Here is a 22,953-nt window from a genome sequence, read left to right on the forward strand (position 1 = left end):
TCCCCGATGCGACGGCGTCCCCACACCGAGAGTGGGCTAGCGTAGCTGCGTGACGAACCGCCGACGCTTGAGCGAGGACGACGCGGGAGAGACGCCCGTCGGCCGGGGGTTCCTCTACGGCCTCTACCAGAACCGCATCCGACGCGGTCTGGCCGGCCTGGAGCTGCCGCACCACGTCGCCATGATCGTCGACGGGAACCGCCGCTGGGCGAAGCAGCGGATGCTCGAGACCGCCGCTCACGGTCACCGGGCCGGCGCCGCGAAGATCCGGGAGTTCCTCACCTGGTGCGACGACCTCGGCATCCGGGTCGTCACCCTCTACCTGCTCTCCTCCGACAACCTCACCAACCGCGAGGACGAGGAGCTGACCGCCCTCGTCGACATCATCGCCGACCTGGCCGACGACCTCTCCAAGTTCCGCGACTGGCGGGTCCAGCACGTCGGCTCGACCGACGGTCTGCCCGAGCGGCTCGCCGCGACGCTGGCCGAGGCCGAGCGGAGCACCGCCGGCCACTCGGGTCTCCACGTCAACCTCGCCGTCGGCTACGGAGGCCGCCGCGAGATCGCCGACGCCATGAGGAGCATCGTGCACCAGCACGGGGCCGACGGCGGCACCATCGACGACCTCGCCGACGTGCTGACGCCCGAGCTCATCGCCGAGCACCTCTACACGGGCGGGCAGCCCGACCCCGACCTCGTGATCCGCACCTCCGGCGAGCAGCGGCTGAGCGACTTCATGCTCTGGCAGAGCGCCCACAGCGAGTTCTACTTCGTCGAGGCCTTCTACCCCGATCTCCGCGAGGTCGACTTCCTCCGCGCCGTCCGTGACTACGCGGCGCGCCATCGCCGGTACGGTGGGTAGGTTGTCCGCCGACCACGGGAGCTTCTGTGACCAGCATTGACGAGTACGCCCGAGGATTCGCCGAAGACCCGGGGTACCTCGATTTCGCCTCGTTCGGGCCCCTGAGCCGGGCCGTCCTCGAGGAGCAGAACGCCCTCGGCGAGATCCACTCCCGGGCGCGCTACGGCGCCGCCGCCGTGTTCGACGAGCAGGACATCCGCGTCCGCGAGGCCGTCCGCGCGCTGACCGGGTTCGCCACCGACCGCGTGGTCTTCCAGGGGAACGCGTCCACGGGGCTCCTGCACACCTTCTTCGGTCTGACCGGGCAGGTGCTCTACTCGGCGCGCGAGTACCCGAGCATCCCGGTGGCGGCGCAGCGGGCGGTCCAGGCCCAGCACACGCTCGACGTCATCACCATGCAGCCGCCGCAGGGCGTCGTCACGCCCGAGACGGTCCGCGACAACCTCACCCCGGCAACCACCGCGGTGGCCGTCAGCCTCGTCGACTACCGGACGGGCTACCTGGCCGATCTCGAGGCGATCCGCGACGTCATCGGCGACCGGATGCTCATCGTCGACGCCATCCAGGGCTTCGGCGTCGTCGAGGCCCCCTACGAGGTGGCGGACGTCGTCGTCTCCGGCGGACAGAAGTGGATGCGGGCCGGCTGGGGCACGGGCTTCCTCGCGCTGAGCGAGCGCGCGGCCACCGACCTCGTCCCGCTCTTCAGCGGCGTCTCGGGCACGATCGTGCCGCTCGGCGCCTCCTACGAGGAGGTGCCCCCACCCCTGCAGGGCGCCGCGGCCTTCCAGGTCACGCGGCCCGATCCAATCGCGCAGGCCCGCTTCTCGACCGCGCTCGAGGCCGTCGCAGCCGTCGGTGTCGGAGCGATCCGAGAGTCCATCGCGGAGAAGGTGTCGCGCCTCATCGACCTCGCCGACGAGTTCGCCGTCGAGGTCGTGTCGTCGCGCGACGAGACGGAGCGCGCCGGGATCGTCGTGCTCGAGCCCGAGGCCGGCAAGCTGACGGCGCTCACGGCGGAGCTGATCAACCACGGCATCACGGCGACCGTCCGCGACGGTGCCGTCCGGTTGAGCGCGCACGTGTCCACCGACGAGGCGACGTTCGAGGCGCTCCGCGGGGCGCTCACCTCCTACGGCAGCAACCTGTCGTACTGAGAGTCACCCGGTCCCGGGTCACGAACGGGGTCAGGCCGAGGTGGCCGCGACCCCGTCGGTGCGGAAGGCCTCGATGAGTGCGCGCGCGTCGTCGTCGAGGCCCGCCGCCGACGACGGGTCGTCGAAGAACCGGTCGTAGCCCGGGATGAGCGCGATCAGCGGATCGGTGAGCGTCTCGTAGCCCATCGTCCAGCGCGGGAACCGGCGCTCGTCGATCGTCTCCTCCAGCAGGATGCGGATCTGGCGGTGCCGCGGATCCTTCGCGACGATCGCGTACCGACGACGAACGGCCTCCTCCTCGCCTTCGAGGACCTGGAGGAAGCGGCCGTCCCGGTAGAGCAGGAGCCCCGTCAGTCCGACCCGGCGATTGTTCGCCCGGCTGTTCATGAGGAGGGTGATGAGATCCCCGTCGGTGAATTCGGTTCGGGCGGTGCTCGAGTAGACGAGGGACAGCATGCGGCGCTCCAATTTTTCGACTGCTCATCCATCCTGCAGGATGCCCGCCCGCCGCGATCGCCCCCGTTCTGGGCGTTGTCGGGCCGACGCCGGTGGCACGGCGGACGTCGGCGTGGGGCTCCTGCGACACGCGTTAATCGGCTCGTAACCTGGCGCCGGTGTGTCGAGAGTGGCGAGTGTCGGCGGGCTGACGTAGCTTCGAGGCATCGGGTAGAGCACCCGGTCGAGACGGCCACGTAAGTTCGTTTCGGAACTGCTCCACGGCCGTCTTGCGGGAAAGTACCGAGTGCCCGGCACTCGGAGATGGAGTGGTCGTGGCCGCGTTCGACATCACCGCACACTCGAGCAGCACCGAGTCGCAGGGGGAGGTGTCGAGCGAGAGTCGAGCCGATTCCCCCACCGGGGTCCGGAGCGCGACCGCCCAGCGCACCTACGTCCTCGACACCTCGGTCCTGCTCTCCGATCCGCAGGCCATGTTCCGGTTCGCCGAGCAGGCCGTCGTGATCCCCGTCGTCGTCATCGGCGAGCTGGAGAAGAAACGCCACGACCCGGAGCTCGGCTACTTCGCTCGGCAGGCCCTGCGGCTCCTCGACGAGCTGCGCATCAAATACGAACGGCTCGACTTCCCGGTCGCGGTCGGAAAGGGCGGGTCGCTCCGGGTCGAGCTGAACCACTCCAACATGGCCGTCCTGCCGTCCGGGCTCCGTCTCGACGACAACGACTCCCGGATCCTCGCGGTCGCCTCCAATCTCTCGAACGACGGCCTCGACGTCGTGGTCGTCTCCAAAGACCTCCCGCTCCGCGTCAAGGCCGCCTCGATCGGCCTCTCGGCGGAGGAGTACCGGGCCGAGCAGGTCGTCGACTCGGGCTACACGGGCATCGCGGAGGTCGACGTCTCGAGCGAGCAGATGGCGAAGCTCTACGACGACGAGCACATCTCGACGCGCGTCGCCGAGCAGCCCGTCAACACCGGTCTCGTGATGCACTCCGACCGCGGCTCGGCGCTCGGACGCGTCGTGTCCAAGGGGCACGTGCGGCTCGTCCGCGGCGACCGCGACGTCTTCGGCCTGCACGGTCGCTCGGCGGAGCAGCGACTCGCCATCGACCTGCTTCTCGACCCTGAGGTTGGCATCGTGTCGCTCGGCGGCCGCGCGGGCACGGGCAAGTCGGCCCTCGCCCTCTGCGCCGGCCTCGAGGCCGTGCTCGAGAAGCAGCAGCACAAGAAGATCATGGTGTTCCGGCCGCTCTACCCGGTCGGTGGTCAAGACCTGGGATTCCTGCCCGGCGACGCCGGCGAGAAGATGAACCCCTGGGCGCAGGCCGTCTTCGACACCCTCGGGGCCATCGTGTCGCAGAACGTCCTCGACGAGGTGCTCGAGCGCGGCATCCTGGAGGTCCTGCCGCTGACGCACATCCGCGGCCGCTCGCTGCACGACGCGTTCGTGATCGTCGACGAGGCGCAGTCGCTCGAACGCAACGTCCTGCTGACGATGCTGAGCCGGATCGGCCAGAACTCGCGCGTGGTGCTGACGCACGACGTCGCTCAGCGCGACAACCTCCGCGTGGGTCGCCACGACGGGGTCGCCAGCGTGATCGAGACGCTGAAGGGCCACCCGCTCTTCGCGCACGTGACGCTGACACGCTCCGAGCGCTCGGCGATCGCGGCTCTCGTCACCGATCTGCTGGAGTCGAACGAGCTGGCCTGAGCGTCCTCGCTCTGACGGGGTCCCGGTGCGTTCTGCGCCGGGGCCCCTCTTCCTTCTGAGCGCACGGTTCCCCCACAGGCGCAGCGCTCTCCACAGGCGAGGATCTCGCCCGTTCGCGCTCCCGCGACGGTCCTAGCGTGGAGCCATGACCGCTCTCGGCGACGCCCTCGCCATCCTCGTCCTGGCGGGGCTCGCCTTCGCCGCGGCTCCGGCCGACTCCGCAGCGGCGTTCTGCCTGCCTGCGGCGCTGTGGCTCGCCGCCTGCACGCCCTTCCTCGTCCGGAGCGACCTCGGCGTACGCCGACTCCCCGACGTCGCGACGCTGCCGGCGCTCGCGCTCGTCGTCGCCTCGATCGCGGCGGGGGCTCTGTCGTCCGTCGCTTCCGGGCGGGGCCCGCAGGAGGCCCTGCTGGCGCTCCTCCCACCGGCTTGCGTCGCCCTCGCCGGCGTCGCCGCCGCACGCCGGGGCGCTTTCGGCATGGGCGACGTCAAACTCGCCGCCGCGATCGCGGGGTCGGTCGCCCAGATCGCGCCGTCGCTCCTCGTCGTCGTCGCCGCGGTCGCGAGTCTCGGCGCACTCGCGGCCGCGCTGTCTCAGACCCTGGGCAGCCGGGGGCGGATCGGCCGAGGGTTGGACCCCGCTGCCGGAGCGACGGGGCCCGGAGGCACGCGGCCAGCACCGACGGGGGCGTGCGCGACGGCGGGGCGCCGGGCGTCGGAGGGGTCGCCGCAACATCGCCCGAGGCGGACGATCGCGTTCGGACCGCCCCTGCTCGCCGGCTACTGGTGCGCCGTCGGTGTGGCCGCGCTCAGCCCGGGTGGGTCATGCTGAGCACGTCGAGGGCCGCGTCGAGCTGCTCCTCGGTGACCTCGCCGCGCTCGACGAAGCCGAGGTCGACGACGGCCTCGCGGACGGTCATCTTCGCGGCCACCGAGTGCTTGGCGATCTTCGCGGCCGCCTCGTATCCGATGATGCGGTTGAGCGGCGTGACGATCGAGGGCGACGACTCGGCGAGGGCGCGGGCGTGCTCGACGTTGGCCTCGAGGCCGTCGACGGTCTTGTCGGCGAGAGCGCGGGTGGCGTTCGAGAGAAGGCGGATCGACTCGAGCAGAGCGGTGCCCATCACGGGGATGGCGACGTTCAGCTCGAAGGCGCCCGAGGCTCCGGCCCAGGCGATCGTGGCGTCGTTGCCGATGACGCGCGCGCTCACCATGAGCACGGCCTCAGGTATGACGGGATTGACCTTGCCGGGCATGATCGACGACCCGGGCTGGAGGTCGGGGATGTGGAGCTCGCCGAGGCCGGCGTTCGGCCCGGAGCCCATCCAGCGCAGGTCGTTGTTGATCTTGGTGAGGCTGACCGCGAGGACGCGGAGGGCACCCGAGGCCTCGACGAGGCCGTCGCGGGCACCCTGCGCCTCGAAGTGGTCGACGGCCTCCGTCACCGGCAGCCCGGAGTCGGCGGCCAGCAGCTCGATGACGCGCTGCGGGAAGCCCTGCGGCGTGTTGATGCCGGTTCCCGTCGCGGTCCCGCCGAGGGGCACCTCGGCGACGCGCGGGAGGGTCGCCGTGACGCGGTCGATGCCGAGGCGGATCTGGCGGGCGTACCCGCCGAACTCCTGCCCGAGGGTGACCGGGGTGGCGTCCATCAGGTGGGTGCGGCCGGCCTTGACGACGCCCTTCCACTCCTCGGCCTTCCTCTCGAGAGACACCGCCAGGTGGTCGAGGGCCGGGACGAGGTCGTGCAGGAGAGCGCCGGTCACGGCGACGTGCACGGAGGTGGGGAAGACGTCGTTCGACGACTGCGACGCGTTGACGTGGTCGTTGGGGTGGACCTTCGAGCCCAGGATGCCCGAGGCCAGCGTCGCCAGGACCTCGTTCATGTTCATGTTCGAGGAGGTGCCGCTGCCCGTCTGGTAGACGTCGACGGGGAACTGATCGTGGTGCTGGCCCTCGATGAGGAGATCGGCCGCCTCGGCGACGGCGGCGGCGAGCTTCTCGTCGAGGATGCCGAGCTGCCCGTTGACGGTCGCGGCGGCCTTCTTGATGCGCGCGAGCGCGACGATCTGCGCGGGCTCCAGGCCCTTACCCGAGATGGGGAAGTTCTCGACGGCGCGCTGCGTCTGAGCGCCGTACAGGGCGGTGGCGGGGACGCGCACCTCTCCCATCGTGTCGTGCTCGATGCGGTACTCGTCGCGGGCCGAGGTCTCGGTCGTGGTCACGTCGCTGTGGTCCTTCCGTTGGCCCGGGTCTCGGGCTGGTGTGCGCCGCGCCCTGAGCGCGCGACGGGGTGGTTCTGGGTCAGAGCGTGCCGACCACGGTGTGGGGGTCGACCCGGCCGTTCGCGAGGTCGTAGTTCGCGCCGACGACGGCCAATCTACCGCTGGCGACGGCCTCCGAGATGAGCGGGGAGCGGCCCAGGAGCGCGGTGACCGAGGCCTCGATGTGGAGCCGGCCCACCTCGCGCGGGTCGAGCGGCGCGTCGCGGTCGGCGCCGTCGGCCAGGGCGCGGTGGGCGCTCTTGACCGACGGCACGATCATGTCGATGAGGCGCTGGAGGTAGAAGGAGGCGGGCTCGGAGTCGGCGTCGATCGACTGGATCGCCCCCGCGACGGCGCCGCAGCTGTCGTGGCCGAGGACGACGATCAGCGGGATGCCCAGCTGACCGACCGCGAACTCGAGGGTGCCGAGCACCTCCTCGCCGACCACCTGTCCGGCGTTGCGGACGACGAACAGGTCGCCGAGCCCCGCGTCGAAGATGATCTCCGCGGCCAGACGCGAGTCGGAGCAACCGAACAGCGCCGCGATGGGCTGCTGGCCCTGCGCCAGGAGAGCGCGCCGATCGGCGTCCTGCCGGGGGTGCTCGGGGCGCCCCTCGACGAAGCGCTCGTTGCCCTTGAGGAGGGCCGACCAGGCGTCGCCCGGGGTGGTGATGTCGGTCGTGGTCACGTCGTCTCCGTGTCTCTTCGAGGGCTCTGGGGGTGTGTCTGCGAGGTGGGGCCGGGTCGCCGTCGGGTCCGGCAGCGGCGGGCCGGGCGTCAGCGGGTCAGCTGCTCCGCGACGCGCTGGGCGAGGAGGTCGAACTGCGCGTCGGTCGCCGTGCCCGACAGCACGACGGTGCTGCGATCGATGACGGCCGACATCGAGTAGGCGAGGTTGCCGGCGTTCGTGTCGCTCCTGCGGTCGTAGACCTTCCAGGTCACACCGCCGACCGAGGTCGACGACGTGGCGACACCCTTCTCGAGGGTGTTGCTCAGCCAGGTCTGGTTGGCGTCGAGGCCCTGCGTCAGCCCGATGAACTGCGTGTCGGGGGTGAGGAAGCCGACGTACCACGACTGCACGCCGTCGGACCCCGCGGGTCGGATCTCGGCGCTGTTCGACGACCAGCCGGACGGGAGGCTCGGAGCCGCGAGCGTCGGCGTCACCTGCTGCTGCGCGGAGGCGGCGACCTGGCGGTAGTCGGTCGGCGTGATCTGCGACTCGTTGGGGCGCACCACGGCGAGCACCAGCACGAGCACGATGCCGACGGAGGCGCCGATGGAGAGCAGGAGGTTGCGGGTCGTCTGATTGACGCGGTGGGCGCGGGAGCTCGCGGCCTTGCGTGCCGCGGTCTCCTCCGGCGTCTCGGGTCGCCCGAGCTCGGCGACGACGCGCGGCGGCCGTTGACGGCCGATCGGCGGGGGCGGCGGGGGGACGGAGGTCATGACTCCCCGTCGGCACTCTGCGAGGTGGCCCGTCGCGCCTTCTCCAGGCGCTCCTTGGCCCCGAGGAGCCACTCCTCGCAGCGGTTCGCGAGGGCCTCGCCGCGCTCCCACAGCGCGAGCGAGCGCTCGAGCGTCGACGAGCCCTGCTCGAGCTCCGTGACCACGGTCACGAGCTCGTCGCGGGCCTGCTCGTAGCTGAGGTCGGAGACGGCGGGAGGGGAGGTCTGTGCCACGGGGAAATCCTATCGAGCCTGGGTGGGAGTCGAGCCGGGGTCGCTCGGCCCGGAGCCGGAGCCGGAGCCGGAGCCGGAGCCGAAGCCGGAGCCGGAGCCGGTGCTGGTGGCACCGAGCGTGCCCGAGGCGAGCGTGAGGAGGAGGTCGGTGCCCGCAGGAGCCTCGGCGGCGTCGCGCAGGACGGCCCCGGACGGCAGCTGGGCGATGGAGTATCCGCGCCGCAGGGTCGACTCCGGCGACAGGGCGCGGAGCTGCACGCGCAGCTCCGACACGCGCGTGCCCGCGCGCTCGAGCGTGCGCCGGAGCAGCTCCTCGCTGCGGGCGACGTGGCGGACGAGCTCGTCGGCGCGCACGTCGATCAGCGTCTCGGGCCGGGCGAGCACGGGACGGCTGCGCACCTGGCCGAGGCGGTCGATCTCCGTGTTGACGAGCTGGGTCAGCCGCTGGCCGATCCGGGCGCGGGCCTGCTGCACGCGCTGCAGCTCCTCGCCCACGTCGGGCACCACCCGCTTCGCGGCGTCGGTCGGCGTGGACGCGCGGAGGTCGGCGACCTCGTCGAGGAGCGGGCGGTCCGCCTCGTGGCCGATGGCGCTGACGATCGGCGTCGTGGCTCCTGCCGCCGCCCGGACGAGACCCTCGTCGCTGAAGCCGAGGAGGTTCTGGAAGTCGCCGCCGCCGCGCGCGACGATGATGACGTCGACCTCGGGGTCGGCGTCGAGCCGCTGGATGGCGGCCGTCACCTCGCCCACCATCCGATCGCCCTGCACAGCGGCGTGGACGACGCGGAACCGGACGGACGGCCAGCGGAGCTGCGCGTTGCGGAGGACGTCTTTCTCGGCGTCGGAGTCCTTGCCCGTGACGAGGCCGATGCACTGCGGAAGGAACGGCAGAGGCCGCTTGCGTTCGGGGGAGAACAGGCCCTCCGAGGCGAGCTGGCGCTTGAGGCGCTCCAGGCGTTCGAGAAGGTCGCCGAGGCCGACGTGGCGCATGTCGAAGACCTGCATGGTGAGAGAGCCGCCCTTGACCCAGTAGTTGGGCTTGACGGCGGCGATGACGCGGTCGCCCTGCTTCAGGTCGCCGGGGATCTTCGAGCGTGTGCTCGACCACACCGAGAACGACACGGTGGCGTCCATCTCGAGATCCTTCAGCTTGCCGTAGACGTTGCCGCCCGACACGTTCCACTGCGTGATCTCGCCTTCGACCCAGGCGGTGCCGAGGCGGTCGATCCAGTCGCGGATCTTGCCCGCGAGAAGGCCGACGGGCCACGGGTTCTCGGCCGTGGGAGGCGGGGTGACGATCGTCAAAGCGGGCTCTCCTTCTGCGTCGGGCGGGCGACTCGGAGGAACTGCCACAGCAGACCTACGTAGAATCGCCCTGTGAGCCGAATTACCAATGGCGCTCTCGCCATCGACCTTCCGACGCCGCGAGTTCCTGCGGTCCGCAACAGGCTAAAGGATACCCCCGTCACCGGGCGCAAACGCGTGCTCCTGGCGGCTCCCCGCGGCTACTGCGCCGGCGTCGACCGCGCCGTCATCGCGGTCGAGAAGGCGCTCGAGCACTACGGCGCCCCGGTCTACGTGCGCAAGCAGATCGTGCACAACGTCCACGTCGTCTCCACGCTCGAGCAGCAGGGGGCGATCTTCGTCGACGAGGTCGACGAGGTCCCCGAGGGCTCGCACATCGTCTTCAGCGCGCACGGCGTCGCGCCGTCCGTCGTGCAGGGAGCCGCCGATCGCAACCTGCAGTCGATCGACGCCACCTGCCCCCTCGTCACGAAGGTCCACCGCGAGGCCGTCCGCTTCGCGAAGCAGGATCAGCACATCATCCTCATCGGCCACGCCGGCCACGAGGAGGTCGAGGGCACGATGGGCCACGCGCCGGAGCAGACCACTCTCGTGCAGAACCCGGACGAGGTCGACTCGCTCGAGATCGCGGATCCCGACAACCTCGTCTGGCTCTCGCAGACCACCCTCAGCGTCGACGAGACGATGGAGACGGTCCGTCGGCTCCGCGAACGCTTCCCGACGATCCAGAACCCGCCGTCGGACGACATCTGCTACGCCACCCAGAACCGCCAGGTGGCCATCAAGAAGGTCGCGGAGGACTCCGACCTCGTCATCGTCGTCGGCAGCGCCAACAGCTCCAACAGCGTGCGCCTCGTGGAGGTCGCCCTCGAGTACGGCGCGAAGGCCGCCTACCGGGTCGACTACTCCTCCGAGATCCAGCAGGAGTGGCTCGACGGCGTCGAGACCGTCGGTGTCACCTCCGGCGCCTCCGTCCCCGAGGTCCTCGTCGACGAGGTCCTCGCCGAGCTGTCCGACGCCGGCTACAGCGACGTCGGCGAGGTCGTCACCGCGGAGGAGGACCTCCTGTTCTCGCTCCCCAAGGAGCTCCGCAAGGACGCCTCCGGCAACGACGACTCGCGGGCGCTCGGCGGCCGCACCCGATGAGCGACGAGCCGCGCTACGGCGAGCGGATCGATCCCCGACCCGCACCGAAGTACGGCGAGTACGCCCCGCCCGGCTGGGTCAGCCCCGTCGCCCCGCCCGAGGCGGATGTCGCGCAGGAGCCCCGGTCCGATGCTCCTGCGTCCGGCACCGTCCCCCCGCCCACGAGCGCCCCCCGGCAGCAGGGGCCGGCCGGTCGGTACGACGCCCCACCGCCGACGGGGTCTCCCGTGCCGGGGCCCGCACCGGTGGTGCGGCGCGGCTCCGCCAACGGCATGGCCACGGTGCTCCTGCTGGTCCTCGGGCTCTTCCGCGTCATCAGCGACGCGACGGCGGTGCCGGACTTCGCATCGACCTTCATCGGTTCGTTCCGCCAGTACGGCTACATCCAGGGCGATTTCGGCAGCACCGACACGCTGCAGAAGGTCGGGGCGACGGCCGCCGCCGTGGCGGTGGTGCTCTTCCTGCTGGTCGCGGTGTGGTCGCTGCGAAGGCTCCGGGCCGGACGCCGATCGTGGCACGTCCTTCTCATCGCGGGCGTCGCCTACAACGTGGTCGTGGGCGTCGTCGTGGTCGCCGTCATGATGGGCGACCCGTCGTTCGTCGGTGTCGCGGCGGCCTCCGGGCGCTGAGGTCGGCCTCTCGCGCGGCGCGCGTGGCTCGCGCGGCGTGTTGTGGAGTCTCGCGGGGAAACGTGGGGCGCCCGCCCGCGAGACTCCACGTTTGGCGCCTTCGCGCGAAGGTGAGCGGCGTGTTGTGGAGTCTCGCGAGGAAGCGTGGGGCGCCCGCCCGCGAGACTCCACGTTTGGCGCCTTCGCGCGAAGGTGAGCGGCGTGTCGTGGAGTCTCGCGGGGGAGGGTGCGGCTCCCGCCCGTGAGACTCCTCGTTTGGCGCCTTCGCGCGAAAGTGAGTGGCGTGTTGTGGAGTCTCGCCGGGCCGAGCCGGCCGGGCGCGCAAGGCAGCGCGCCCGCGCCGACTAGCCGGCGGAGTGCCCGAACGAGCCGAGCTGCCGCGTCGCCTCGACGACGCGCGCGGCCATCGCCGACTCGGCGATCTTGCCCCAGGAGCGCGGGTCGTAGATCTTCTTGTTGCCGACCTCGCCGTCGACCTTGAGGAACCCGTCGTAGTTCTTCAGCACGGTGTCCGCGATCGAGCGGCTGAAGGCGTACTGCGTGTCGGTGTCGATGTTCATCTTGACGACGCCGTGGCTCACGGCCTCCGCGATCTCCGCGTCGGTCGAGCCGGAGCCGCCGTGGAAGACGAGTTCGAGCGGCTTCTCCGCCGTGCCGAACTTCTCCTGGATGCCCTGCTGGATCTCGCCGAGGAGCTCCGGGCGCAGCTTCACGTTGCCGGGCTTGTAGACGCCGTGGACGTTGCCGAAGGTCAGCGCCGCGATGTAGCGGCCGTTGTCGCCGAGCCCGAGGGCCTCGACGACGCGCGTGACGTCTCCGACGGTCGTGTAGAGAGCGTCGTTCGTGCCCTCGTGCTCGACGCCGTCCTCCTCGCCGCCGACGACGCCGATCTCGACCTCGAGGATGGCGTTGATGGCGCGGGTGCGCTTCAGCATCTCCTCGGCGATCGAGATGTTCTCGTCGAGGGGGACCGCGGAGCCGTCCCACATGTGCGACTGGAAGAGCGGGTTGCGCCCGGCCTTGATCTCCTCCTCGGAGGCGGCGATGAGCGGGAGGACGAAGCCGTCGAGGGCGTCCTTCGGGCAGTGGTCGGTGTGGAGGGCGACGGTCACCGGGTAGTTCTTGGCGACCTCGGTCGCGAACTTGGCGAACGCGATGGCGCCCGCGGCACGGTTCTTGACCGTCTGCCCGGCGAAGTAGTCGGCACCGCCCGTGGTGACCTGGATGATCCCGTCGGAACCCGCCTCGGTCAGGCCCTGGAGCACGGCGTTGATGGTCTGCGACGACGAGACGTTGATCGCCGGGTAGGCGAACCCCTTCGTCTTCGCGCGGTCGAGCATCTCGGCGTACTGCTCGGGGGTGGCGACGGGCATGGCTTCTCCTTCGTAAACGGCTTCGTTCGACATCACTCTAGACGGGCAGGATGCCCGGCCGTCAGGGCCCGGACGGTGCCCCGCCGCGACCCCCTAGTAGAGTTCGGACCATGGCCAGCACAGACACCGGAACGCTCTTCACCCACCCCGACCGCAACCTCGGTATGGAGCTGGTGAGGGCGACCGAGGCGGCGGCGATCCGTGCCGCACCGTGGATCGGCCGCGGCGACAAGAACGCCGCCGACGGGGCCGCCGTCGATGCGATGCGCAAGTTCCTGGGCACGGTCGACTTCGACGGCGTCGTGGTGATCGGCGAGGGCGAGAAGGACGACGCCCCGATGCTCTTCAACGGGGAGCACGTCGGCACCGGTCACGGCCCGTCCTGCGACATCGCGGTCGACCCGATCGACGGGACCTCCCTCACCGCGACCGGCCGCCAGAACGCGGTCAGCGTCATCGCCGTGAGCGACCGCGGGTCGATGTACGACCCCAGCGCCGTCTTCTACATGGACAAGATCGTGACCGGACCCGAGGGCATCGGCGTCATCGACCTGAACAAGCCGATCGGCGAGAACATCCGGGCCCTCGCGCACGCCAAGGGCATCTCGGTCGAGCAGATGCAGATCGCCGTCCTCGATCGTCCCCGTCACGAGCAGCTCATCAAGGACATCCGGGCGGCAGGAGCCGGCACCCGCCTCCTGCTCGACGGCGACGTCGCGGGTGGCATCAACGCCGCACGACCCGAGTCGCGCATCGATATGTGCGTCGGCGTGGGCGGCACCCCCGAGGGCATCATCACCGCGTGCGCCGTCAAGGCGCTCGGCGGCGTGATCCAGGGCAAGCTCAAGCCGAAGGACGACGCGGAACGCCAGCGCGCGCTCGACGCCGGGCACGACCTCGACCGCGTCCTGCACGCGGACGACCTCGTCACGGGCGACAACACGTACTTCGTCGCGACGGGTGTCACCGACGGCGCGCTCGTCGCCGGCGTCAGCCGCAAGAACGGCATGATCCGCACGGAGAGCCTCGTGCTGCGCTCGCACTCCGGCACCCAGCGCCGCGTCGTGGCCGACCACCTCGAGCAGAAGTGGCTCGGCGAGGACTCCTAGTCGCGCATGCCGTAGGCCGGCTCGGTGCTGTTGGATAGCTCGGCGGCGTCGGGCAGGTCGACGGCGTCGGGAAGGTCGACGGTGAGCTCGGGGGCGACGAGGTCGCGCGGAAGCTCCTCGACGAGGGGTGAGGCGGGGATCACCGTCGACTCGTCGAGCATGCTGAGCCGGCGGGCCGACGGAAGCACCTGCCGCTCCAGCGATCCGACGAACCGGTTGTAGTCGCCGACGGTGGCGCGCACCGACCGCCCGAGCTTGTCGACGTGCGACGCCAGGGTCGAGATGCGGCCGTAGAGCTCTCGGCTGAGGGCGAAGAGCTGCTTGGCCTCCTGCGTGACGACGTCCTGCTGCCAGCTGAACGCGATCGTCTTGAGGACGGACCACAGCGTGACCGGCGAGGCCAGGGCGACGCGCTTCTGGAAGGCGTAGTCCATGATCGAGGGGTCGGCCTCGAGCGCGGAGGAGACGAGCGACTCGCTGGGGATGAAGGCGATGACGAGCTCGGGGGAGTCGTCGAGGCCCGCCCAGTAGGTCTTGCCGGCGAGGGCGTCGATGTGCGCCCGGACGGCCTTGACGTGCTCCTTCATCAGGAGGGCGCGGCGCGCGCCCTCGGCCCCGGTCGCGGTCGCCGCGATGGCCGACGCCTCGAGGTACGACGTGAAGGGCACCTTGGCGTCGACGGCGATGTTCTTGCCGCCCGGCAGGTGGATCACCATGTCGGGGCGCCCGGCCCCCGCGTCGCTCCGGATGCTCGTCTGCACGTCGAAGTCGACCCGCTCGAGGAGACCGGCGGCCTGGACCACGTTGCGCAGCTGCGTCTCGCCCCAGACCCCGCGCGTGCTGTTCGACTTGAGGGCCGACGCCAGGGACTCGGCCGTGCTCCGGAGCCGCTCCTCCGACTCGCTCGCCGCCCGGAGCTGCTCGCTCAGCTCGCCGTGCTGCCGAAGCCGCTGCTGCTCCATCTCGGCGACCTTCGCCTGGACGGCGCGCAGGCTCTCGGCCACGGGGCTGAGGGCGGTCAGCACGCGGCCGTCGGTCGAGGTGCGACGGGTCTCGGCCTCGGCGACGGCGATGAGGCGGTCGTGGAGCTCGCCGATGCGCTCCTCCTGCTGGTCGAGCTGGCGCGCGAACTGCGACTCCTGCGCGCGGAGCCGCTCGTGGAGGGCGGAGGCCGTCGAGTCGGCGGCGGCGGCCCGCGCTCGGAACAGCGCCGCGCCCAGGCCGAGTCCGAGCAGGGCGCCGATCACGACGCCGAGGACGAGTGCGAGAACCGGAGACATGCGGGCAGTCTCGCAGGAGCCACCGACACAGCCCTCCCCGACGCGGACGGGTTCACCGACCCGACGGGGAGGGCCGCCGCGTCAGTCGGCGAGCGTCGCGATCGCGTGCGCCCAGAGGAAGTACTTGTTCGTCCCCAGGTCGCCGATCGTCGTCACGCCGAAGGCGTCCTTGAGGTGCTGGGCGTCGCTGTCGCTGACCCCCTGCAGGGCGGCGACCGGCAGCTTCGCCAGTTCGTCGACCGGGGTCGCTTCGTACGCCTTGTCCAGTTTGTCTGCGAGACCTGCCATGACTACCTCCTCGTGAGAAATGGGTTCGTGCGCTCGAACGCTATTCCTCCGGCGGGGCCGTGACAAGAACCCCGTTCCGCCCGACGCCGAGCCCGATCTCAGCGCGCGAGACTGCGAGCGGGGGCGGCGGGCTTGAGGACGTTGACGCGGAGCCCGGTGAGCGCCGCGAGCTCGTCGACCGACGTGGCACCGTGGCGCTTCGCCGCGTGCGAGACGATGGCGGCGCAGGCCTCCGCGTCGGCGAGGGCCTCGTGGTGGGTGAAGTCGTCGAAGCCGGCCGCCATCGCGGCGACGGGGAGGCGGTAGGAGTCGAGGACGTACGTCTTGCGCGCGACCTGGAGGCTGCAGAAGTAGCGCGCCGGCGGGCAGTCGAGCCCCGTCGCGGCGCAGGCGGCACGGATGACGCCCATGTCGAAGCCCGCGTTGTGGGCGACCAGGACGTCGTCTCCGGCGAAGTCGAGGAGGTCGGCCATCTGCTCGACCCAGCCCAGGGCCTCCTGCACGTCGCTTTCGACGATGCCGTGGATCCGGGTGTTCCACTCGGAGAACGCGTCGTGCCCGAACGGCGGCCGGATGAGCCACCCGGCCCGCTCGACGACCCGGCCGTCGCGGACCCGGACGAGACCGACCGAGCACGCCGACGCGCTGGAGGAGTTCGCGGTCTCGAAGTCGATCGCTACGTAGTCGAGGGGCATTGCCTCATCGTGACACAGGCCTCCGACGTCGCCCGCGGCGCACGCCGTTAGGCTTGACCACCGTGGCTCTCACTATCGCGATCGTCGGACTCCCCAACGTGGGCAAGTCGACCCTGTTCAATGCCCTGACCAAGAACCAGGTTCTGGCGGCGAACTACCCGTTCGCCACCATCGAGCCGAACGTCGGAGTGGTCAACCTGCCCGACCCGCGCCTGGGCGTGCTCGCCGGCCTCTTCGGCAGCGAGAAGATCCTGCCGGCGCCCGTGTCGTTCGTCGACATCGCCGGCATCGTCAAGGGCGCGAGCGAGGGGGAGGGGCTCGGCAACAAGTTCCTCGCCAACATCCGCGAGGCCGACGCCATCGCGGAGGTCGTGCGCGGCTTCGTCGACCCCGACGTGGTCCACGTCGACGGCGAGGTCAACCCCGAGAACGACCTCGGCACCATCAACACCGAGCTGATCCTCGCCGACCTCGAGACCGTCGAGAAGGCGCTCGTCCGCTACGAGAAGGAGCTCCGCCTCAAGCGCGTCGAGCCGACCGTGTACGACACCGCCGTCGCCGCGCGCGACGCGCTGCAGCGGGGCGAACCGCTGTCGTCCACGAAACTCGACCTCGCCCCGATCGCCGAGCTGGGGCTCCTGACGGCCAAGCCCTTCATCTACGTCTTCAACGTCGACGAGACGATCATCGCCGACGACGCGGCCAAGGCGAAGCTGCAGGCGCTCGTGGCTCCCGCGGAGGCGATCTTCCTCGACGCCAAGATCGAGTCGGAGCTGATCGACCTCGACCCCGACGACGCCGCCGAGCTCCTCGCCTCGACCGGGCAGGAGGAGTCGGGTCTCGACCAGCTCGCCCGCATCGGCTTCGACACGCTCGGGCTCCAGACCTACCTGACGGCCGGTCCGAAGGAGACCCGCGCCTGGACGATCGGCAAGGGCTGGAAAGCGCCCCAGGCCGCAGGAGTCATCCACACCGACTTCGAGAAGGGCTTCATCAAGGCGGAGGTCATCTCGTTCGACGACCTCGTCGCGACGGGCTCGATCAACGAGGCGCGCTCGGCGGGCAAGGCCCGCATCGAGGGCAAGGAGTACGTCATGCAGGACGGCGACGTGGTGGAGTTCCGCTTCAACAACTAGGCATCCTGCCCGACGCGGTCGGGGCACCTGCCGGCTCCCTGTCGGCGGTGCTTCACTGGGGTATGGCCGCCTCACCGATGTTCCCGCTCGGATCCGTGCTGTTCCCCTACGTGGGGATCCCGCTGCGGGTGTTCGAGCCGCGGTACCTCACGATGGTCGGCCGCCTGCTCGACGAGGACGAACCGGGGTTCGAATTCGGCGTCGTCCTCATCGAGCGCGGACCCGAGGCCGGGGGTGGCGATCAGCGTGCCTCGGTCGGGACGATGGCTCAGCTCGTGAGCGCCACCGCGGGACCCGAGGACCTGCTCATCGTCGGCGCGGGAACCCAGCGGTTCACGGTCGAGCGCTGGCTCGACGACGACCCGTACCCCCGCGCCGAGGTCTCGATGCTGCCGGATCTGGAGTGGTCCGAGGGGCTCGCTCCCCTCAGGGTGGAGGCGGAGGCGGCTGTCCGTCGCGCGATCGCCCGCGCCGCGGAGCCGGAGCCGGACTCGGAGTCGGACGCCGGCATCGAGCTGTCGGACGATCCCGTCGCGGCCGCGTGGCAACTGGCGGCGATCGCCCCCCTGGGCGAGTACGACAGGTACGCGCTATTGAGGTCGACCTCGCTGGAGGATCTCCTGCGTCGGACGATCGATCTGGTCGTCGAGGCCGAGGACCTCTGGTCCGCCGAGTGAGGCGTTCGGCGGCTGCCCACCCCTGCTGATCCCTCCGTCGACACGGAGCCTGCGCGCGCTGTCGGTCCCATCGGCTAAACTCAGACCAATCGACCCCCTCCCAAGCCTCTCGACGATGCTCAAATGGGAGGGGCCTTTTCGTTTGAGGAGTCTTGTGAAGCCGAGCCTGTCGTGGGACGAGCAGGTCGCCCTCATGGTGCGGCGTGGCTTGATCATCACGGATGAGCCCGGCTGTGCCCGCTTCCTGGCCTCGTCGAACTACTACCGATTCTCCGGCTATGCCAGGTACTTCCAGAAAGCTCCACACCTCGGCGATGACGGATTCCGCCCGAACACCACGTTCGACCAGATCCGCGCCGTCTACGACGCCGACGAATCGTTGCGCATCGCTCTCGTTCGACCGCTCGCTCAGGTCGAGCTCCTGCTTCGTTCGCACGTCGCCCGCGTCATCTCCGACGAGTACGGCGCGTATGGTCGCTACCTCGAGAAGGACTTCTACTCGGACGTCGGGGACCGCGAGCCCACTGTCGCGTCCTGTCTCCGTGATACCGACCGGAGCAAGGATCGCCACATCCTGCGCTACCGGGACGCCGACCGCGGTCGCGACGATTACAGCAAGTTGCCCGTGTGGTCTGCCGTCGAGGCGTGGTCCTTCGGGACGCTGTCGAAGGCGATCGAGCGCGGGAGTCGGGGATCCTTGGCAGATTCCGTCGCTTCGAGCATCGGCGTCGCCAAGGCCGGCTTCGCCTACCGCGTCAAGGCGCTCGTCTATCTCCGTAATCGTTGTGCGCACCACAGCCGGCTGTGGAACCACTCGATCATCGATGCGGGGCCCACACCGAACAACGTTCGGAGCAAGGCGAAGAAGCTCGTCGGTCAGTTCGGTCCTCGATCCGCGCTCGACGTGATCGCGTCTCTCGACGACATAGCATTTCGCGGCGACGTCGCCGATCCCTTGCTGCCGAGAATGGTCGAGCGGCACGCGCGGGAGTCCGACTTCTGGCACGGTCTAGCCGCACCGCAGGGTCCACAAGACCACGTTGCCCGATCAGCCTGATCGGCATCATTCAGAGCCTCGGGAGAGCGATGATCGATCACGACGGCGACGATGGCGGACGACACCTCGCTCGTGCCGAAGACATCTCGAGGGGACGAAAAGCGAGGGGTCTCCCCCGCTATTTCGGGAGCGAGGATTTCAGCTCGGGTCTCTCGTTCGTCTTCGGGATGATCTTCGGAGTGGTGTTCCTGATCGTGGGCCTCGCCGGTGGTCCGATCTGGTGTGCCATTGTCGGGCCATTCATCGCGGCCGCCTCGTTCCTCGCCTTCCGTTTCCTCTAGGAGCGGCGAATCGGAAAGAGAAGAGCGAGCGGAGCTCACCGCCCGGGTGTTCACTGAACGCCAGAGAGTAATCCAGGGGCTCTCGGACCGGCGGCGATCAGGACGTTCGTGCACCTTCGAACGGCGCAGTGGCGGCGAATCAGGGGCCCGAAGCGAGTCGGGTCGCGCGTGCGGGTCCGTCTCCGTTTTGAGGAGCACCGTGTCGAACCCTCCGACGGCCCCGCATCAGACGCCCGACTCGCTCCAGGCCGCCTCGCCGCCCACGTCCGACAGTCGGGGGGACGCCCGCCCGCGCCGCCGCCTCGGCCGCGGCTCCCTCGACATCCAGTCGAAGCTGCTCATCATGCTGCTGGCGGTGAGCGTCCTCTCGACGGTCGTGATCGGGGCCATCGGCTACGTCAACGGGCGGAACTCCCTGGAGCGTGCCGCCTTCCAGCAGGTGACCAACCTCCGGGAGTCCCGGACGACGACCCTCGAGCGCACCATCGCCCAGATCCAGCAGAACGTCGTGCTCGACAGCCGCAACCAGAGCGCGATCCAGGCGACGGCGGCGTTCACGAGAGGGTTCGACCAGCTGCAGGGCACGCCGGTCACGGCCGCCGAGAAGTCCGCGATCTCGTCGTTCTATGCGGACGACTTCGCCCCCGCCCTGGAGCAGCGGAGCGGGCAGACCACGGATCCGGCCCTCTTCGAACCGACGACGAACCCGCAGGCCTACCTGCAGACGCACTACACGGTGCCGTTCAAGCTCGACTACGACAAGGCGCTGGCGAACGACGACGCGGGCGACGGATCCTCGTGGTCGAAGGCCCACGCCGAGTACCACGACTACTTCCGGGAGCTCGTGACGCAGGCGGGCTACGAGGACGTCCTCCTCCTCGACACGAAGGGCAACGTCGTCTACTCGGCCTACTCGGGTGTCGACCTGGGCACGAACGTGCTCACCGGGCCGTACTCGAAGTCCGCGCTGTCCACCGTCTACAACACGTCGCTCCGGTCGAACGCCGTCGACACCGCCTTCACGACCGATTTCGACCGCTATCAGCCGTCCCTCAACGTGCCCACGGCGTGGATCGCGTCGCCGGTCGGATCGGGCTCCAGCGTGGAAGGCGTGCTCGCGATCCAGGTCCCCTCGGACGCCATCAACTCGGTGATGACCGACGACGGCAACTGGAAGAAGGACGGCCTGGGCCAGACCGGCGAGGCCTACGTCGCCGGCCCCGACCGGCTCCTGCGCTCCACCTCCCGCGAACTCCTCGAGAACCCGCGACAGTTCGAGAAGGACGCCGTCGCGGCGGGCACCCCGGTCGCCACGGCGCGGCGCGAGGTGCAGGTGAAGGGCAGCGTGCTCCTGCAGCCCGTCCCGACGACGGCCGTGACCCGCGCCCTCCAGGGCAAGTCCGGGACGGTGGTCGACACCGACTACCTCGGGCACGAGGCGCTCGCCGCCTACGCCCCGCTGAGCATCGACGGCGTCGACTGGGTGATCGTCGCGAAGGTCGACTCGTCGGAGGCGTTCGCTCCGGTGACCGACTTCACCCGGAACCTCCTGCTGTCGATGGCGGCGATCATCGTCTTCGTGGCGCTGCTGGCGCTCGTCCTGGCGCAGGTGTTCGTGCGTCCGATCCGTCGCCTCCAGACGGCGGTGAACCGGATCGGCGCCGGCGAGATCGGGGTCGAGGTGGACGCGCGGGCCGGCGACGAGATCGGGGACCTCGCCACCTCCTTCAACGACATGAGCCGGAGCCTCAAGCTGAAACAGGACCTCCTCGACGAGCAGCGGGCCGAGAACGAGCGGCTCCTGCTGACGTTGATGCCCGCTGAGGTCGCCAAGCGGTACAAGGAGGGCGAGGAGACGATCGCCGCCGACCACCAGGACGTCTCGGTCGCCTATGCGGACATCGTCGGGTTCGACGAGTACAGCCGGTCGAAGCAGTCCGAGGAGGCGCTCCTGGCGCTCAACGGGCTCTGGAAGTCGTTCGACGAGGCCGCCGAGCGCCACGGCGTCGAGAAGGTCAGGAGCACGCAGCGCGGCTACCTCGCGAGCTGCGGGATGACCGTGCCCCGGGTCGACAACGCGCGCCGGGTGGCGGAGTTCACCCTGGAGCAGCAGCGGATCGTCGACCGGTTCAACGGCGTGAACGGCACGAAGCTCGGGCTCCGGGCTGGCCTCGACTCGGGCACCGTGACGAGCGGACTCATCGGCCGGACCAGCATGGTCTTCGACATGTGGGGAGACGCGGTGAACCTCGCCTACCGGGTCCAGGGCACGTCGCCCGTCCCCGGCATCTACGCCACCCAGCGGGTCGCCGACAAGCTCGGCGACACGGTCCGGATGAGCGAGGCCGGCACGATCGAGACGCAGGGCGGCTCCCAGCGCGTCTGGAAGCTCGACGGGGAGGCGGCCCGTGCCTAGCCTCGTCGGCCAGCCGTGGTTCTGGCCCACCCTCGCCGTCGTCGTCGGGCTGCCCGTCGTCCTGATCGTCCTGACGGAGCTCGGATCGAACCTCGAGCGCCGGGGCAACCCCGCCCACACGATCGTCCGCCTCGCCCGCAACTTCGTCGTACCCTCGGTGGCGGTGGCTGTCCTCCTGGCCGAGATCACCCGGGCGGTCGGTTCGTCGGACTTCACGGTCGCCAAGCTCTTCGCCACCCTGTTCGGGTTCCTCGTCATCCTGCTGGTGCTCAACGCGTTCAACTTCGCGCTGTTCACCAACGCGCGGGAGGGGTCCTGGCGCGACAGGCTGCCGTCGATCTTCACGGACATCGCCCGGATCATCCTGATCGCGATCGGCTTGGCCGTCCTCTTCTCCGTCGTCTGGGGGACCGACGTCGGCGGCCTCTTCACGGCGCTCGGGGTCACCTCGATCGTGCTCGGGCTCGCGCTGCAGGGGGCGATCGGGAGCGTCGTGTCGGGGCTCCTGCTGCTGTTCGAGCAGCCGTTCCGCCTCGGCGACCACCTCGACACCGGCGGTGCGCGCGGCCGGGTGGTCGAGGTGAACTGGAGGGCCGTCCACATCGACACGGGGAACGGCATCCAGATCGTCCCCAACGCGACGCTCGCAGGAGCCTCGTTCACCAACCTCAGCCGCGGAGGCTCGACGTACACCGTGGCGACGACCGTGACCTTCACGACCGACGACCCGCCGGCGCAGGTGACCTGCCTCCTCCGCGCTGTCGCGGGGCAGCTGCCGGACCTCGCTCCCGGAACGGTGCCGGTCGCGGTCCCGACCGGCGGCGCGGCCTACGAGCTGACCTTCGAGGTCGCCGGGCCGGAGGCGGAGGGCAACGCCCTGGCCGTGCTCCGGACGCGCCTCTGGTACGCCGCCCGCCGCGAGGGCCTCGCCCTGGACGGCGACACGACGGACGCGTTCGTCACGCCCGAGCGGGCGACGGAGGCCCTCCGCAGCATCGCGCCGCTGCTCCATCTCACCGGCGACGACTCGGTCGCCCTGCAGCCCGTGGTGCGGCTGAAGCGCTACGCGGCGGGGGAGACCGTCTTCACCGCGGGGGTCGTGCCGCGGTCGATCCTCTTCGTGCTCGCCGGAGCGGCGAGCCTCGCCGTCCCCCTCGCGGACGGCGGACTCGTGCCGGTGACCCGGGTCGACGCGGGCGACTACCTCGGCCAGACCGCGCTCACCCGCGAGACGCTCCTCACGACGGCCGTCGCCCTCTCCGAGCTCGCCGTCCTCGAGGTGCCCGTCACGAGTCTCGACGAGCTGGTCCGTGCGCGTCCCCGTCTCGCCCGCGAGGTCGGCGAGGTCATCGAGCGACGGCGCGTGGCGGCGATGGCGACCCTGCGCGAGTTCGGGGCCACCCCGACCCTCGGGCAGGATGCCAGGCCGAGAGCCTAGGCTGCGGA

General features: G+C 70.3%; 23 protein-coding genes. 13 read left to right on the top strand and 10 right to left on the bottom strand.

The genetic code is table 11. From position 1 onward, the window contains the following. Nucleotides 1-49: 49 nt before the first annotated feature. Together AS850_RS03855 and AS850_RS03860 are read left to right on the top strand one after the other, a co-directional pair. Entirely contained in the window at nt 50-862 is an 813-nt protein-coding gene (locus AS850_RS03855) for an isoprenyl transferase (RefSeq protein ID WP_269466613.1), read from the top strand. Between the two features lie 26 nt (nt 863-888). Then, the gene (locus AS850_RS03860; RefSeq protein WP_119867941.1) at nt 889-2,016 is read left to right on the top strand and encodes an aminotransferase class V-fold PLP-dependent enzyme; all 1,128 of its coding nucleotides are present in this window, start codon (nt 889-891) and stop codon (nt 2,014-2,016) included. A gap of 30 nt (nt 2,017-2,046) precedes the next feature. Here the strand turns inward: AS850_RS03860 and AS850_RS03865 are convergent, their stop codons facing one another. Beyond that, a complete protein-coding gene (locus AS850_RS03865; protein ID WP_119867942.1) occupies nt 2,047-2,472 on the bottom strand; it encodes a BLUF domain-containing protein in 426 nt (141 codons plus the stop codon). A gap of 368 nt (nt 2,473-2,840) precedes the next feature. Between AS850_RS03865 and AS850_RS03870 the strand changes: the two genes are divergently transcribed. Together AS850_RS03870 and AS850_RS03875 are read left to right on the top strand one after the other, a co-directional pair. Then, nucleotides 2,841-4,178 (top strand): PhoH family protein, encoded by a 1,338-nt coding sequence (locus AS850_RS03870; RefSeq protein WP_119870106.1) that lies wholly within the window; start codon nt 2,841-2,843, stop codon nt 4,176-4,178. A 145-nt stretch (nt 4,179-4,323) separates the two neighbouring features. After that, complete coding sequence (locus AS850_RS03875) at nt 4,324-5,010, top strand: prepilin peptidase (protein ID WP_119867943.1); 687 nt, start codon at nt 4,324-4,326, stop codon at nt 5,008-5,010. Here the strand turns inward: AS850_RS03875 and AS850_RS03880 are convergent. From AS850_RS03880 to xseA, 5 genes are all read right to left on the bottom strand, one after another. Continuing rightward, nucleotides 4,988-6,346, bottom strand: coding sequence for a class II fumarate hydratase (locus AS850_RS03880; protein ID WP_119870107.1), 1,359 nt, complete (start codon nt 6,344-6,346; stop codon nt 4,988-4,990). The genes AS850_RS03875 and AS850_RS03880 overlap by 23 nt on opposite strands. 133 nt (nt 6,347-6,479) lie before the next feature. Continuing rightward, complete coding sequence (locus tag AS850_RS03885) at nt 6,480-7,127, bottom strand: carbonic anhydrase (protein WP_236940812.1); 648 nt, start codon at nt 7,125-7,127, stop codon at nt 6,480-6,482. A gap of 89 nt (nt 7,128-7,216) precedes the next feature. After that, entirely contained in the window at nt 7,217-7,882 is a 666-nt protein-coding gene (locus AS850_RS03890) for a DUF4245 domain-containing protein (protein WP_119867944.1), read from the bottom strand. Then, nucleotides 7,879-8,115, bottom strand: a complete 237-nt coding sequence (locus AS850_RS03895; protein ID WP_119867945.1) for an exodeoxyribonuclease VII small subunit — start codon at nt 8,113-8,115, stop codon at nt 7,879-7,881. Before AS850_RS03895 ends, AS850_RS03890 begins: the two co-directional genes overlap by 4 nt. A gap of 9 nt (nt 8,116-8,124) precedes the next feature. Then, nucleotides 8,125-9,420 (bottom strand): exodeoxyribonuclease VII large subunit, encoded by a 1,296-nt coding sequence (gene xseA, locus AS850_RS03900; RefSeq protein WP_119867946.1) that lies wholly within the window; start codon nt 9,418-9,420, stop codon nt 8,125-8,127. A gap of 81 nt (nt 9,421-9,501) precedes the next feature. Between xseA and AS850_RS03905 the strand changes: the two genes are divergently transcribed. Further along, nucleotides 9,502-10,566, top strand: coding sequence for a 4-hydroxy-3-methylbut-2-enyl diphosphate reductase (locus AS850_RS03905; protein WP_236940884.1), 1,065 nt, complete (start codon nt 9,502-9,504; stop codon nt 10,564-10,566). Next, complete coding sequence (locus AS850_RS03910; protein WP_119867947.1) at nt 10,563-11,195, top strand: DUF6264 family protein; 633 nt, start codon at nt 10,563-10,565, stop codon at nt 11,193-11,195. Before AS850_RS03905 ends, AS850_RS03910 begins: the two co-directional genes overlap by 4 nt. A gap of 344 nt (nt 11,196-11,539) precedes the next feature. Here the strand turns inward: AS850_RS03910 and fbaA are convergent, their stop codons facing one another. Then, nucleotides 11,540-12,568 carry a class II fructose-bisphosphate aldolase gene (fbaA, locus tag AS850_RS03915; RefSeq protein WP_119867948.1) on the bottom strand — a complete coding sequence of 343 codons (1,029 nt, stop codon included), beginning with the start codon at nt 12,566-12,568 and terminating at the stop codon, nt 11,540-11,542. Nucleotides 12,569-12,678: 110 nt separating this feature from the next. Between fbaA and glpX the strand changes: the two genes are divergently transcribed. Then, nucleotides 12,679-13,677, top strand: a complete 999-nt coding sequence (glpX, locus tag AS850_RS03920; RefSeq protein WP_119867949.1) for a class II fructose-bisphosphatase — start codon at nt 12,679-12,681, stop codon at nt 13,675-13,677. Here the strand turns inward: glpX and AS850_RS03925 are convergent. The 3 genes from AS850_RS03925 to AS850_RS03935 all read right to left on the bottom strand — a co-directional run bounded on the left by AS850_RS03925 (nt 13,674) and on the right by AS850_RS03935 (nt 15,940). Continuing rightward, on the bottom strand, nt 13,674-14,957 hold the full coding sequence (locus AS850_RS03925; protein WP_119867950.1) for a DNA recombination protein RmuC: 1,284 nt from the start codon (nt 14,955-14,957) through the stop codon (nt 13,674-13,676). The two genes, glpX and AS850_RS03925, sit on opposite strands and share 4 nt — an antisense overlap. A gap of 81 nt (nt 14,958-15,038) precedes the next feature. After that, on the bottom strand, nt 15,039-15,245 hold the full coding sequence (locus AS850_RS03930) for a hypothetical protein (protein WP_119867951.1): 207 nt from the start codon (nt 15,243-15,245) through the stop codon (nt 15,039-15,041). 98 nt (nt 15,246-15,343) lie between these two features. Further along, nucleotides 15,344-15,940, bottom strand: a complete 597-nt coding sequence (locus AS850_RS03935) for an exonuclease domain-containing protein (protein ID WP_119867952.1) — start codon at nt 15,938-15,940, stop codon at nt 15,344-15,346. Between the two features lie 62 nt (nt 15,941-16,002). Between AS850_RS03935 and ychF the strand changes: the two genes are divergently transcribed. The 6 genes from ychF to AS850_RS03965 all read left to right on the top strand — a co-directional run bounded on the left by ychF (nt 16,003) and on the right by AS850_RS03965 (nt 22,945). Further along, nucleotides 16,003-17,076 (top strand): redox-regulated ATPase YchF, encoded by a 1,074-nt coding sequence (gene ychF / locus AS850_RS03940; RefSeq protein WP_119870110.1) that lies wholly within the window; start codon nt 16,003-16,005, stop codon nt 17,074-17,076. Between the two features lie 62 nt (nt 17,077-17,138). Continuing rightward, nucleotides 17,139-17,753: an LON peptidase substrate-binding domain-containing protein gene (locus AS850_RS03945; RefSeq protein ID WP_119867953.1), complete on the top strand. Its 615-nt coding sequence runs from the start codon at nt 17,139-17,141 to the stop codon at nt 17,751-17,753. Nucleotides 17,754-17,868: 115 nt separating this feature from the next. Beyond that, nucleotides 17,869-18,810: an Abi family protein gene (locus tag AS850_RS03950; protein WP_236940813.1), complete on the top strand. Its 942-nt coding sequence runs from the start codon at nt 17,869-17,871 to the stop codon at nt 18,808-18,810. A gap of 29 nt (nt 18,811-18,839) precedes the next feature. Further along, nucleotides 18,840-19,091, top strand: coding sequence for a hypothetical protein (locus AS850_RS03955; protein WP_119867955.1), 252 nt, complete (start codon nt 18,840-18,842; stop codon nt 19,089-19,091). A 199-nt stretch (nt 19,092-19,290) separates the two neighbouring features. Further along, nucleotides 19,291-21,507, top strand: a complete 2,217-nt coding sequence (locus AS850_RS03960; RefSeq protein WP_216819851.1) for an adenylate/guanylate cyclase domain-containing protein — start codon at nt 19,291-19,293, stop codon at nt 21,505-21,507. Beyond that, nucleotides 21,500-22,945, top strand: a complete 1,446-nt coding sequence (locus AS850_RS03965; protein WP_119867956.1) for a mechanosensitive ion channel domain-containing protein — start codon at nt 21,500-21,502, stop codon at nt 22,943-22,945. The genes AS850_RS03960 and AS850_RS03965 overlap by 8 nt, the downstream gene beginning before the upstream one ends. The last annotated feature ends 8 nt before the right edge of the window (nt 22,946-22,953 follow it).

It is taken from the genome of Frondihabitans sp. 762G35, from assembly GCF_002074055.1.
Lineage (GTDB): Bacteria > Actinomycetota > Actinomycetes > Actinomycetales > Microbacteriaceae > Frondihabitans.

What these genes read in the sequence shown, in the direction of transcription:
- AS850_RS03865 (WP_119867942.1), bottom strand. Translation starts at nt 2,472, where the DNA reads ATGCTGTCCCTCGTCTACTCGAGCACCGCCCGAACCGAATTCACCGAC.
- AS850_RS03875 (WP_119867943.1), top strand. Translation starts at nt 4,324, where the DNA reads ATGACCGCTCTCGGCGACGCCCTCGCCATCCTCGTCCTGGCGGGGCTC.
- AS850_RS03880 (WP_119870107.1), bottom strand. Translation starts at nt 6,346, where the DNA reads ATGGGAGAGGTGCGCGTCCCCGCCACCGCCCTGTACGGCGCTCAGACG.
- AS850_RS03890 (WP_119867944.1), bottom strand. Translation starts at nt 7,882, where the DNA reads ATGACCTCCGTCCCCCCGCCGCCCCCGCCGATCGGCCGTCAACGGCCG.
- AS850_RS03910 (WP_119867947.1), top strand. Translation starts at nt 10,563, where the DNA reads ATGAGCGACGAGCCGCGCTACGGCGAGCGGATCGATCCCCGACCCGCA.
- fbaA (WP_119867948.1), bottom strand. Translation starts at nt 12,568, where the DNA reads ATGCCCGTCGCCACCCCCGAGCAGTACGCCGAGATGCTCGACCGCGCG.
- glpX (WP_119867949.1), top strand. Translation starts at nt 12,679, where the DNA reads ATGGCCAGCACAGACACCGGAACGCTCTTCACCCACCCCGACCGCAAC.
- AS850_RS03925 (WP_119867950.1), bottom strand. Translation starts at nt 14,957, where the DNA reads ATGTCTCCGGTTCTCGCACTCGTCCTCGGCGTCGTGATCGGCGCCCTG.
- AS850_RS03930 (WP_119867951.1), bottom strand. Translation starts at nt 15,245, where the DNA reads ATGGCAGGTCTCGCAGACAAACTGGACAAGGCGTACGAAGCGACCCCG.
- AS850_RS03935 (WP_119867952.1), bottom strand. Translation starts at nt 15,940, where the DNA reads ATGCCCCTCGACTACGTAGCGATCGACTTCGAGACCGCGAACTCCTCC.
- AS850_RS03945 (WP_119867953.1), top strand. Translation starts at nt 17,139, where the DNA reads ATGGCCGCCTCACCGATGTTCCCGCTCGGATCCGTGCTGTTCCCCTAC.
- AS850_RS03950 (WP_236940813.1), top strand. Translation starts at nt 17,869, where the DNA reads ATGCTCAAATGGGAGGGGCCTTTTCGTTTGAGGAGTCTTGTGAAGCCG.
- AS850_RS03955 (WP_119867955.1), top strand. Translation starts at nt 18,840, where the DNA reads ATGATCGATCACGACGGCGACGATGGCGGACGACACCTCGCTCGTGCC.